At 67.7% G+C, this 12,263-nt stretch carries 10 protein-coding genes; 7 read left to right on the forward strand and 3 right to left on the reverse strand.

Annotated elements, in window-relative coordinates; all coding sequences use genetic code 11:
- Positions 1–91 precede the first annotated feature (91 nt).
- Genes IE295_RS13640 through IE295_RS13650 form a run of 3 tightly spaced genes read left to right on the forward strand, consistent with a single transcriptional unit; the run spans position 92 to position 2,809 of the window.
- Positions 92–691 (forward strand): SigE family RNA polymerase sigma factor, encoded by a 600-nt coding sequence (locus IE295_RS13640; protein WP_224323009.1) that lies wholly within the window; start codon positions 92–94, stop codon positions 689–691.
- A complete protein-coding gene (locus IE295_RS13645; protein ID WP_190063860.1) occupies positions 688–1,875 on the forward strand; it encodes a hypothetical protein in 1,188 nt (395 codons plus the stop codon). The genes IE295_RS13640 and IE295_RS13645 overlap by 4 nt, the downstream gene beginning before the upstream one ends.
- Positions 1,876–1,930: 55 nt before the next feature.
- Positions 1,931–2,809 (forward strand): SURF1 family protein, encoded by an 879-nt coding sequence (locus IE295_RS13650; protein ID WP_190063861.1) that lies wholly within the window; start codon positions 1,931–1,933, stop codon positions 2,807–2,809.
- On the opposite strand, the gene IE295_RS13655 is transcribed toward IE295_RS13650, so the two are convergent.
- Positions 2,697–4,586 (reverse strand): S9 family peptidase, encoded by a 1,890-nt coding sequence (locus IE295_RS13655; protein ID WP_372478807.1) that lies wholly within the window; start codon positions 4,584–4,586, stop codon positions 2,697–2,699. The two genes, IE295_RS13650 and IE295_RS13655, sit on opposite strands and share 113 nt — an antisense overlap.
- Positions 4,587–4,755: 169 nt before the next feature.
- On the opposite strand from IE295_RS13655, the gene IE295_RS13660 reads away from it, so the two are divergent.
- The gene (locus IE295_RS13660) at positions 4,756–5,664 is read left to right on the forward strand and encodes a LysR family transcriptional regulator (RefSeq protein ID WP_190063863.1); all 909 of its coding nucleotides are present in this window, start codon (positions 4,756–4,758) and stop codon (positions 5,662–5,664) included.
- Here the strand turns inward: IE295_RS13660 and IE295_RS13665 are convergent.
- Positions 5,606–6,559, reverse strand: a complete 954-nt coding sequence (locus IE295_RS13665) for a DMT family transporter (RefSeq protein ID WP_190063864.1) — start codon at positions 6,557–6,559, stop codon at positions 5,606–5,608. The two genes, IE295_RS13660 and IE295_RS13665, sit on opposite strands and share 59 nt — an antisense overlap.
- 672 nt (positions 6,560–7,231) lie before the next feature.
- On the opposite strand from IE295_RS13665, the gene IE295_RS13670 reads away from it, so the two are divergent.
- On the forward strand, positions 7,232–7,615 hold the full coding sequence (locus tag IE295_RS13670) for an effector-associated constant component EACC1 (protein WP_190063865.1): 384 nt from the start codon (positions 7,232–7,234) through the stop codon (positions 7,613–7,615).
- The gene (locus IE295_RS13675) at positions 7,615–9,102 is read left to right on the forward strand and encodes a caspase family protein (protein WP_190063866.1); all 1,488 of its coding nucleotides are present in this window, start codon (positions 7,615–7,617) and stop codon (positions 9,100–9,102) included. The genes IE295_RS13670 and IE295_RS13675 overlap by 1 nt, the downstream gene beginning before the upstream one ends.
- A 261-nt stretch (positions 9,103–9,363) precedes the next feature.
- Here the strand turns inward: IE295_RS13675 and IE295_RS13680 are convergent, their stop codons facing one another.
- The gene (locus IE295_RS13680; protein ID WP_229922959.1) at positions 9,364–11,766 is read right to left on the reverse strand and encodes a WD40 repeat domain-containing protein; all 2,403 of its coding nucleotides are present in this window, start codon (positions 11,764–11,766) and stop codon (positions 9,364–9,366) included.
- Between the two features lie 297 nt (positions 11,767–12,063).
- Between IE295_RS13680 and IE295_RS13685 the strand changes: the two genes are divergently transcribed.
- The gene (locus IE295_RS13685) at positions 12,064–12,225 is read left to right on the forward strand and encodes a hypothetical protein (protein ID WP_190063868.1); all 162 of its coding nucleotides are present in this window, start codon (positions 12,064–12,066) and stop codon (positions 12,223–12,225) included.
- Positions 12,226–12,263 lie beyond the last annotated feature (38 nt).

Raw genomic sequence — 12,263 nt, forward strand, 5'->3', positions numbered from 1 at the left:
TCCAACAGGCGTGGCAGAGGTCATCAGCATCGCAACCGTCCCGAGGCGCGGCAGCGCCCCGGCACGCCCGCGTGCCGGCTCGCCGGGCGGTATGCCGGTGATAGCCCCCTGGTCGGCCGCCCGCCCCACACAGATACCGGACCGGCTCCCCGCCCAGGCGTCTCCCCAGTGCGGGGACGCTGACGAGGCGATGGCAGCGGGCACCACCGTCGACCACCTCACCGAGACCTACCGGGCCCACTACCGGTCGCTGCTCGGCCTCGCCGCCCTGCTTCTCGACGACACCGCGTCCTGCGAGGACGTGGTGCAGGAGGCGTTCATCCGTGTGCACTCCGCGCGCGGCCGGGTCCGCGACCCGGAGAAGACCCTCGCCTATCTGCGGCAGACTGTGGTCAATCTGTCCCGTTCCGCGCTGCGTCGCCGCATTCTCGGTCTGAAGCTGCTCTCCAAGCCGATGCCCGACATGGCGAGCGCGGAGGAGGGCGCGTACGAACAGCTGGAGCGCGACCAATTGATCAAAGCGATGCGTGGACTGCAGCGCCGCCAGCGTGAGGTCCTCGTCCTCCGCTACTTCGCCGACATGACCGAGGCCCAGGTCGCCGAGACCCTGGGCCTCTCGCTGGGCTCGGTGAAGGCGTACGGCTCGCGGGGGATCGCGGCGCTCCGGATCGCCATGGAGGCGCCGGTATGAGCCACCAGCACCACGATCCGGGCGACTACGACCAGGATCGCGAGGGCACGGGCACGGGCACGGGCTCGAGCTCGGGCGTGGGCTCGGGCACGGGCTCGAGCTCGGGCGTGGGCTCGGGCTCGGGCTCGGGCATGGGCACCGGCCCCGGCCTCGACGAGCAGGCGCTGCGGCGGCTGCTGCAGGGCGCGGTCGACGACCTCGAGCCCTCCCCGGACGCGCTGGAGCAGCTCCGGCGCGCCGTGCCGCTCCGGCGTACCCGCAGGCGGCAGGCCGTCGTGGGGGCCGCGGCCGCGGTGATCCTCGGCGCCACGGCCCTGCCCGTGCTCATCCACGTCGCGACGACCGGCAGCACCGCAGACGAGCGGTCCACCAACGCGGCCAGCAGCCGCCAGCGCTCCCACGACGAGTACGCGGGCGGTACGCGCGGCACGTCCGACAAGGACGGCGACCGGCGGGGAAGCACCTCCGGTCCTGACGAGCGCGAGGACGAGAAGAAGGGGAAGGCCGAACGGGGCAGGAAGGACGGCGGCAGCGCCGGTCCGACGGGCTCCGCCGGCGGCACGCCGCCCGCCACCGCGCCCACCCTGGCCGCCTCCTCGCCCACGTGCGACCGCGACCAGCTCGGCAAGGGCGTGGGCACCGTCGGCGCCGCCGACAAGGAAGGCCGGGTGTACGGCGCCTTCCGCGTCGTCAACGTCTCGGGCACGGTCTGCGCCGTGACCGCCGCCGGCGAGGTCGCCGCGCACGCGCAGGGCGGTGCCGAGAGCTCGCGCGTGTCCGTGGTGGACCACACGCCCGGCGACGCGGCCGTCGGCCTGCCCGACCCGGCCAGCGAACCCAGCCAGGTGATCCTCCAGCCCGGCCAGGCCTACGAGATCCAGTTCGCCTGGATCCCGGCGGCCGACGGCGGCCCCAGCGGCTGCGCCAGGCCCAGCCGTCCCACCCCCAGCGCGCAGCCCACGCCCTCCACGGCCCCCGGCACCGGCCACCCCGCCGCGGCGGAAGCGTCGCAGGCCCGGGACGACGGCGGCAATGCCGCCGCCTCCCCGGCGCCCCCGGCGAGCGTCACCCTGAGCCACACCCCCGACGCGGGCCAGCCCAAGGCGGCCGACGCCACGATCCCGGAAGCGTGCGCGGGCACCGTCTACCGCACGGGGCCCTTGGCCACGATCCCGTCGGCGTAGGCGAGGTCTCCGCCCCGGGGGACGGTCTTCGGCGTCGTGCCCGTACCGTGGTGGTGTGTATCGGTTCCTGCTGACTCCCCGGTGGTGGGGGATCAACGTTTTCACCGTGCTGGCCATCCCCGTGTGCCTGTTCATGGGCACCTGGCAGCTCGGCCGCTTCGAGACGCGCGTCGACTCGCATCGCGATCAGCAGACCCAGGCCGACCAGGCCCGGACGGCGGACGCCGCCCCGCTGCGGGACCTGCTGCCGGTGAGCACCGAGACATCGGGGCGCCAGGCCACCGCCAGCGGCCGCTACGACGCCGGGCACCAACTGCTCGTACCCGACCGGGACCTCGACGGCCGCAAGGGCTTCTACGTCCTGAGCCTGCTGCGCACCGACGGCGGCAAGGCGCTGCCCGTCGTCCGCGGCTGGCTGCCCGGCGACGCCGGCTCCCGGACCGACACCGCCGGGATCCCGGCCCCGCCGTCCGGCGAGGTCACCGTGACCGGTGCCCTGCAGGCCTCGGAGAGCCCGTCGTCCAAGGGCGTACGGACCTCCGGCGGGGTGCCCGCCGGCCAGCTCGGCGTGATCAGCGCCGCCTCGCTGGTCAACCTCGTGCCGTACGAGGTGTACGACGCGTGGATCACCGTGTCCAAGGCGTCGGGCGCCCTGACCGCGGTGCCCCCGGCCGCCGCCCCGAACAGCGGCCTCGACCTCAAGGCCTTCCAGAACCTCGGCTACACCGGTGAGTGGTTCGTCTTCGCCGGCTTCGTCCTGTTCATGTGGTTCCGGCTCTTCCGCCGTGAGGCCGAGGCGGCCCGCGATCTCGCGCTCGGCATCACCCCTGAGGGCTCGGAGGGGCCTGAAGGCTCTGAGGGCTCTGAAGGTTCTGTGGACTCCGGTGGCCCAGGTGACGCTCCGCAAAAGCGATCTCCTGCCGGAGCTGCTTGATCCGCTCCTCCACCACCAGCGAGCCGTGCCCCGCGTCGTAGCGGTACACCTCGTGGGGGTGACCGCGCCGCTCCAGCCGTTCCACGTAGTTCTCGACCTGGCGTATAGGACAGCGCGGGTCGTTCACGCCGGCGGAGATGTACACCGGGGCGCGGACCTCGTCGACGTACGTCAGCGGTGACGAGGCGGCATAGCGCTCCGGGACCTCCTCGGGGGTGCCGCCCAGCAGCGTGCGGTCCAGGGCCTTCAGCGCCTCCATCTCGTCGTGGTAGGCCGTCACGTAGTCCGCGACCGGCACCGCGGCCAGCCCCACCGCCCAGGCGCCGGGCTGGGTGCCCAGCCCCAGCAGGGTCAGGTAGCCGCCCCAGGAGCCGCCGGCCAGCACCAGACGCCCGGGGTCGGCGAGCCCGGAGGCCACGGCCCACTCGCGCACCGCACCGATGTCCTCCAGCTCGATGAGCCCGACCCGGTGCTTGAGCGCGTCGGTCCAGGCGCGCCCGTATCCCGTGGAGCCGCGGTAGTTGACGCGTACGACCGCGAAGCCGTGGTCGACCCACGCCGCCGGACCGGCGGCGAAGGCGTCGCTGTCGTGCCAGGTCGGACCGCCGTGGATCTCGAAGACCGTCGGGAACGGTCCCTCGCCCGCGGGCTTGTGCACCAGCGCGTGGATCGTGCCGCCCGGCCCTTCGACCCAGGCGTCGGTGACCGGAACCGAATCGGGCGCCTGCGCGATCCCCTGGGGTGCCGCCGGCGCCGTGAGGACGACGTGCCCGGTGGTGGAGCGCACCACCGGCGGCTTGGCGGCCGAGGACCACAGGAACTCCACCGTCCCGTCCGGCCGGGGCAGCGCTCCGGAGACGGTGCCCTGCGGGGTGTCGAGGCGGGTCAGCGTGCCGTCGGCCAGGTCGTACCGCCACAGCTCGCTGCGCGCCCGGTAGCTGTGGTCGATCAGCAGCGCGCTGCCGTCGGGGAACCAGTCGGCGTCCAGGTCGCCGGGCAGGCCGACGGCCAGCGGCGTCTCCTCGCCCGTGACCGGGTTCCACAGCATCGGCTCCCAGCGGCCGTGCCGCTGGTGGCCGACGAGCAGCCGGCAGTCGCCGTCGACGGGCGCGAAGCGCATGACGGCCAGGCCCAGCTCCTCCGTACCGCCGCGGGTGTCGTCGAGCTCCCCGACGGTGGTGCCGTCCGTCCGGACGACCCGGATCGCGGAGTGCATGGCGTCGCCGTGCTCGGTGTGCTCGATCGCGATCAGCGAGCCGTCGTGGGAGAGGCCGCCGACGCAGGCCGACTGCTGGTGGCGGTAGACCTCCACCGGTTCGCCGCCGGGGCGGACGACGTGGACCGAGGAGCCGCCCTTGTCGGTGGAGCGGCCGACCACGGCGGTCCCGTCCCGGCCGAGGGCCAGCCCGTCAGGGTACGCGGGCTCGAGCCCAGGGGTGGCGGGCTCGTCCGGCCCGCCGTGGAACGGCTGGCGCATCCACGTGCCGAATTCGTCGCCGTCGGTGTCGGCGAACCACCAGATCCACTCGCCGTCCGGGGAGAGGGCTCCGCCCGTCGTCCCGTTCGGCCGGTCGGTGACCTGCCGCTGCTCGCCCGTGGCCCGGTCCCAGGCGTACAGCTCGAAGGTCCCCGTCGCGTTGGAGGTGAACAACGACCGCTCGGGCGCGTCCTTCGCCCACTTCGGCAGCCCCACCCGCGGCGCCCTGAAGCGCTTCTCCCAGTCCGGCACGCCCGCATCGCCCCGCAGGGCCCCGTTGCTCTCAGTCATGCCCCCCATTCTGCGCCGGGCGTCGGACATGGCAGGAGGAAGAGCCTCGGGCTGTGGATTACCGGCCGGTTGTGCATATCTCGCTCACCCCTCAGGGTGAGCGAGAGGGCCCGGCACGCAACGGGACCAGGCATGATCAAGACCAAGATCAAGTGAGTATGACAACGAGGGGTGGGGAGTGGAGCTACGACACCTGGCGACCTTTCAGAAAGTCGCCGCAGTCCTGAGCTTCACCAGGGCGGCTGCCGAGCTCAGCTACGCGCAGTCCAGCGTGACCAGCCAGATCAAAGCGCTCGAGAGCTCGCTGCAGACGCAGCTCTTCGACCGGCTCGGGGGAAAGATCCAGCTCACGGACGCGGGTGTCCGGCTGCTGCCGTACGCGGAGCAGATCCTGGCGCTGGCCGAGGAGGCTCGCGTCGACGTGGCGGGACTGCGCGAACCGACGGGCACGCTGGTGATCGGCACCATGGAGAGCATCACCTCCTACCGCATGCCGCCGCTGCTCGAGCTCTTTCACCACCGCTATCCGCGCGTGCAGTTGTCCCTGCGCCCGAGTCTGTGCGCCGAGACCCGCCACGCACTCCGGCACGGGGTCTACGACCTGGGGTTCCTCATGGAACAGACCACCGAGCACCAGGGGCTCGAGACCGCGGTTCTGGCCCAGGAGCGGCTGGTGCTCGTCGCGTCGCCGTCGCATCCGCTCGCCGCCCGGCCGCGGGTGACGACCGAGGCGCTGCGGCAGGTGCAGGTCCTGGCCACGGAGGCGGGATGCGCGTACCGGGAGCTGTTCGAGGCCGAGCTGAGCACGGGGGACGGGAATCCGGCCGCGTTCCTCGAGTTCGGCACGATCGAGGCGATCAAGCGGGGTGCCGCCGCCGGACTGGGCGTGTGCCTGTTGCCGGAGATGACGGTGGCCGACGCGGTCCGCTCGGGCGAGCTGGTGATCCTTCCGTGGGAGGCGCCCTTCACCGTGTACACGCAGCTGGCGTGGCGGCAGGGCAAAAGGCTCTCGCGTGAGATGCGGCTGTTCATCGACGAGGCGATGCGGACGATGACCGAGGAGAAGCGGCAGCCGCTGCCCGCCTGACGCCACCGGATCGCTGGAAGCGCCAGCCGAGGTTGTTGCCCAGGCTGGCCGCGACGATCAGTGGGATGCCCAGGGCCTGCAGAAGGCTGACGCGATGGCCGTAGACGGTCCAGTCGCACACCATGGCCACGGCCGGGTAGGCGAACGCCAGCACGGCGATCTTCGGGGTGGGCAGCTTCTGGTAGGCGGAGTACATCAGGACGTACATCAGGCAGGTGTGGATCAGACCCAGGCCGGCGAGCCACGCCCAGCCGCCGCCGCCCAGGCTCGAGGCCTGGCCGAAGTCGGCGAAGGGCAGCAGGAGCGGGATGCCGAGGAGGACCTGGACCAGAGCCACGAGGTGGGGGCGCACGCCCGTCACGCGCTTGGTGATGACGGTGGAGAAGCCGTAGAAGAGCGCGGCCAGCAGCGCGTAGCCCAGGCCGGTGAGGTAGGCGCTGCCGCTGCGGAGGTCGGAGGGGGAGACCCCGGCCACCAGCACGAGCCCGACGAAGGCGACGGCCAGCCAGCCCAGCTTGTCGGCGGTGAGCCGGTCCTTGAAGAGCACGGCGCCCAGCAGCACCACGTAGAAGGGCTGGGTGTGGTAGACGACGGTGGCCACGGAGATCGACGTCGTCTCGTAGGACTCGAAGAGGAACGCCCAGTTGAAGACGATGAAGACGCCGCCCAGCGCGGCCAGGCCGAGCTTCCTGGGAGTGAAGCCGTGGTTCTTGAAGTAGCCGCGGACCAGGCAGTAGAGGCCGAGGGCCAGGGCGCCGAAGACGCAGCGGAAGAAGACGACGTTGAAGGGCGAGGCGCCGGATTCGACGACGAAGATCCCGATGGTCCCGGAGAGCACCATGGCGAGCGTGAGCTCGATCGCTCCCTTCCTCTCCTGGCTGGATGTTGTGGACATGACAGGGCTCCTTCTGGGCGGAGGTGGGGAGAGGGGGACGATCAGGGGGCGGCCGTGGGCGAGCGGTCAGTGATCCGGCGGGGCCGCGCGCTCGCCGGCCGGCGCGACGTGGGCCCGACAGCAGGAAATCTACGGACGGGCGACACCCCCCGTCCACGGTCCGCTGGGGCGCTGTGCCGATGACCCCCATCGGCTGAGCCGATGGGCGCCGATCGTGAGGAGGGGGCGGAGGATGATTGCCCCGCACAACGCATCAGGGCCGGTCTCCCGTGAAGGAGACCGGCCCTGATGCGTACAACCAAGTCGGGGTGGCGGGATTTGAACCCACGACCTCTTCGTCCCGAATGAAGTAGCGGGACGGCTGTGACCTGGGCGTATGGCTATGCCGCAGGTCAGGACGTCGGTCCGCACCGGTCCGAGTTGGTGCGGCGAGGAACGACTTGCAAGATCCACTCCCCGTTTACTCCACTCTGATCCCTCAAGCGCCACCTGCAGCCTCGTAGGTATGGCTGACATATGGAGGGGTGGGAGTGGCCTGGCAGAAGTGTGACGCGGTGACGGCAGTGACACTTCAGATGTTTCAGTAGTTGAGCTGTGGGGTGGTGCGGCGGGGACCCATTCCGTGGGGCCCTAGCAATATGCTGCCCGCTGTAGGCACATGAGGGGGAGGGTATGACTGCAGAGGTCGAAGTTGCGATCCGTCCGGAGACCAGCAGATTCGCTCCAGACGATCAACCGTGGCACGACCAGGTCGCGGCCTTGCATGCGACGCTGCGCGAAGAGGCGGGACCGGTCGTCCTCCGCGGTTTGCCCGGGCTGGGCCACAAGGGTGCCGTCGAGGCAACGGTTCTCGTGTTGGGGTCTTCCAGCGCGCTGACCGCTGCCGTGGCGTGCTTTCGGGCCTGGTTGGCCCGGGATAAAACGAGATCGTTGACTGTGACTTGGACCGATGGCGCGGGAGTGGAGCAGAGTATCCGGGTCGTCGGCGACAACATTGACCAGGCGTCCCTCCAGGCGCTCACCGAGGGTCTCGGGAGCCGATTGGGGGACGGTTGATGGCGGACAGTCGGCGCTACCGGGCGCTGCTGATCGGCAACGCAACCTACCCCCGCGACCCACACTGCCTCCCGACCATCAACGGGCCCCTCGCCGACATCACGCAGCTGAAGCAAGTGTTGACAGACCCACAAGTCGGGCTGTTTGACTCCGCTGACGTCGAAACCCTGTCCGATCACGGTGTCCAGGACTTAAGGGAGCAGGTCGACGAGTTCTTCACCACTGCGGCCCGTGGGGACGTGCTGTTGCTCTACTACAGCGGCCACGGCCAACTTGATGAACGCGGCACCCTCTACCTCTGTGCCAAGGACACCAGAACCGCCGGCCTGCGATCCACTGCCCTGAGCGCCATAGAGATCAACAACATCATCGACGGCTCACCGGCGACCACCACAGTGATCATTCTCGACTGCTGCTACAGCGGCGCCTTCAAGGGGCTCACCCCTTCGGCTTCTGTCGCCGGCAGAGGGCGCTACGTCCTCACCAGCAGCAGATCCACCCAACTCGCCCGAGCGGCCACCCGTCCCGGCCAATCCAGCCCGTTCACTCGCCAACTCGTCCGCGCCTTGCGCACCGCACAACCTGGCAAGGCCGCAGAGGCCCTGACCATCGTTGAGGTCTACCGGCAGGTGCACCACTGGATGACCGCAGACGCCGTCATCGCCCCGCAGCTGAAGTTCTCCGGAGAAGGCGACGTGGCCATCGCCCGCCGTCCGGCCTCGTCCCGATCCACACCACCGAGGGAGACCGAGCCACCCAGCACACCACGCAGCCGCTCATCCTCTCAGAAGCTGTCGGCCGCTGGCGGGTCCCCTGTTACGGCCTCGGCCTCCTCATTAGCAATTCAGAGGACACCCACCTCTCTGGAACAATTGGTCGATCCACAGATCTGGGAAAGAGGCCACAGCGGGAAGCTGAAGGATTACGCGAGCGCGGTTGAAGAGGGGTTTGGGAAAAGCGAGCTGAGTAAAGGTCAAAAAATCGTAGCCTGGCTGGGATCCATCTATTCGATTGCTATCGTCGCGTGGTCCTGCTGGCTCATGTGGCTGTCATTAGAAGGCACCGAGGGGTGGTTCAACCAGGCGCTGATGACCGCCATGCTACCTCTGGTGTTCATCTCGATAGGGGCATTCGATATCCATTCCCGGATTCACGGTTTCGATCTTCCCTGGTATGCATATCTGTTTGTCTCGGTAGTGTTATCCGTCGGCCCGATAGGTTACATCCTGAATTCGGCGAGCGGTCGCGATCTTCTAGTTCAGATTTTCGGTGTCTGTATGATATCGATGCCTGTCGCTGTTGCGCCGTATCTTTTCCGTGGCACGGTTATGGATGTTTGCTTTCCGGAGCTTCATCCGGACATCAAGGAAAAGTTGCGTCTGGAGCGCGCTGAGGCTGCTGACTTCCAAAAGAAGAAGGCTGACTCTATTCAGCTAGCAGACAGCATCCGGCGCTATTACAGGTTGAAGGGCGAGCCGGAGGAGTAAGCTCGCTTTGATTTGCTACCTTCTATCCCGAATAGAGTACGCGGGATGGTGTGACTCTTGCTCACTCCGCACGCCTGCTGCGAGTTGCGGCGGGGACGCGCTGCTGAAACATGAGGCGGTCGCGCTTCACACGTGAGCTCGCCATGAGGCGTGTGACCCTGTGACGGCAGTGCCCCCCATGTTTCAGCGCGTCCCCGTGCTCTGTGTGGAATCCATAGCTGCACAGGAGCCGCAACTCCCGCCGCACGGTGGCACCCTCCTTCAGCACCAGTCGCGATCTTCATCGGGGAGCGTCCACAACCGCACTGTCCGATCTCTGGATGCGGTAGCGAGGAGAGAACCGTCCGGTGAGAAGGCCACGCCGTCGACCGTGTCGTGATGGCCGATGAGGGCAGCCCTGGCCATCTCGCTTCCACCATCGACTCGCTCCAGCCAGACGTGCTGGTCTTCCCCTCCGATGGCTAGCCAGCACGCGTTCGGTGCAAATTCGAGGGTTCTCACTGGGCCGCCGATGCCGATGATCGGCTTATTGATGGGTTTTCGAGTGTTCGTGCTCAAAAGAAGCACTTGGCCCTGTGTGTCCCCTAAAGCAAGCACGCTGCCGTCCGGAGAAAACGCTATTGCAGTAGTAGAGGGAGCCGCTACGCGCAAAAGGTGCAGGCCGCTCTCGTCGGCCAAGTCCCAGAGCCACACCCCTGCGTTCTCTTCGATCGCAGCCAGTAGCCCATCAGTCGAGATCGTCATCGCGATGATCTTCCCGCCGTACGTGTTGCGCGGCCGGCGGCGGGCAGGCTCCTGCGTGGCCGGATCCCAAAGGCGTACCGTACCGTCATCTCCGCCCGTGGCCATCACTTGACTGTCCGGAGAAAATGCCATAGATCTGATCGAGCCAGTGGGGATCTTGTTCAGGTCCCCGACAGGTTTAAAGGTGGCCGTATTCCACAGCCGCACCGGTTTTCCGGCGTCAACGGCAGCCAGCAGGCTGCTATTAGGTGAAAACACCAGTGATCTAACCATGCCGCCACGCGCTGTGAGTCGGTCGACGATGGGTGTTCGCGTGACGGGATCCCACAGCTGCACCGCCCCGTCGTCTGTGCCAGTGGCCAGCAGCTGGCCATCCGGCGAGAATGCAACCGCTCGGGCGCCCTGTTCGAAAACGAACGGAGGTAGCGATACAGGGCTCTGCTGGACTGCATAGTGTATTGCTTTTGCGGCAAGCGAAGTTGCCGGGGCTAACTCGTCGTTCTCGATTGAACGAGGGGGTTGACTCGCTTCCCCCACTAACTCATCTGCTGAACCAAGAAATTTCAGCGTGGTCGGATTCCACAGGGCCGCATCTCCATCCGCCCCACCAGTCGCGAGATAATTGCCTTCAGGTGAAAGTGCCGCCGCGAAAATGGGGCCATTATGGGCCTCGAGTATTTCCGCGGTAATTTCCCACTTGCCGTTTCCTCGGTTCCACAGTCGCAGCCCACCGTCGTGGCTGCCAGCTATAATGTTTGAACCGTGCCCTTGAGTAAGGGTGTAGATGGCGCTGCCGCTTCCGTTGCGCAGCATATTAGCTGTTTTTGGCTCTTCTCGCGTATCCCAAAAATGCACCACTCCATCCGAGCATCCGATAGCGAGGGTGAAGCCAGTGTCAGCTATCGCGTATACAGGACTGTACCCGGTGGCATACCTCTTGGTAGGGGCACCTGTTGACCTCTCCCACAGCCTCACAAGCCCGTCCGCTGCGCCGGCTACCAGAGGCCCGCCCAAAGGACATGCCAGCGCGATCACTGGCCCGCCATGCCCTTGGAGTGCCTCGCCGGTGGGAGTCAGAGTGTAGGTGTCCCACTGCCGCACCGATCCGTCTGCCCCGCCAGCAATTACACGGGCTCCATTCATCAGAAACGCAACGGTGTAGACCGGCCCCTCGTGTCCAACGAGAGGCTCGCCGACGGGCTCGCGGGAGTAGACATCCCACAGCCGTACTGTGCCGTCAGCGCCACAAGTCGCCATGTAGCGTCCATCCCGAGAGAAGGCCACTCCATAGACCGGGCCATCGTGGCCTGTGAGTGGAGTATCGGAGGCTTGTAACGGGCTACCGTCTTGCGCTGGAGGGGTCTCCCAAAGCTGAATCGTCCCGTCTGCGCAACAAGCTGCCAGAAGGCTTTCGTCTGGAGAGAAGGCCACCCCGTAGATCGCGCGGCTGCTAACGGGTAGTGCCAGTCCGTATTTGTCGCGCATGCGGATGTCCGCAGATGGTGATGTATCGGTGGCCGCGGGGCGCGGAGGCTCCAAAGCGCGGCTGTCGTCCACTCGCGCAGCAAGGGTGGGCCTTGCTGCTGCGGCCGGCTGTCGGCGCGTCGACTGCAGGGCTACGGCGGCGGCCCACCGGGTGCGCCATTCGTCGAGCTCCGCTGCTCGACGGCTGGGTGGCGTGCACTCTTCGCCGTATTCATCCCAGGACATCAGGGTGCGCACCATCAGGATCAGAGTGTCCACGTTGATGTGCCGGCCGTTGAAAGCTGCGCTCTGGGTTGCGATCGGCAGTGTTGCCTTCGCGCCGAACAGTTGCTTCGCGCGAGCCTCGATCGCCCGTAGCGACGGCTTGCCCCGTTGGACCTTCAGCCGTGTCAAGCGCTGCCCTAGGTCCACGAGCGCGTCTTCGTAGCTGCTCATTGCTGTGTCTTGCGGCGCCATGTTCCTCGTCCTGTTGAGTGGTGCTCCGCAGGCTAAGGCGTCGATGGCTGAACGCGGGCGAACTTTCCTGAACAGGTCTGAACAGGGAGCGAGCGGCTGAACATCATCCCTCCGCTGAACGATCGTTCCCTGCCGATCAGGCTGTTGCAGGTTCGTTCGATCTATGCAGGTCAGCGGGATGCGGTTGGCCAAAGTCGAGACATGGCAAACACACAGAACTCTCAGGCAGCTCCCGCAACTACGCGACCGCCTACGGCGGAGCCAGAGCCGCCGTTCTTGTCCCTGCACACCGCGGTGGTGCTGCTCGCCGCCGTCGTCATCGGCTTGGTGCTCGGGGGCCTCACGGCCCTCGCCGGCACGTCGGCGTCTGGTGCCGCCGTGGTCGGGCTGACCTCTGCCGGCGCCAGCGTCCCAGTGCTGCGCTCGCTCATCCGGTAAGTGGCGATCGGCAAGTGTGTGCGCGATCCTGCTTCGTT

Origin of the sequence: Streptomyces griseocarneus (assembly GCF_014655595.1) — a bacterium.
GTDB lineage: Bacteria > Actinomycetota > Actinomycetes > Streptomycetales > Streptomycetaceae > Streptomyces > Streptomyces griseocarneus.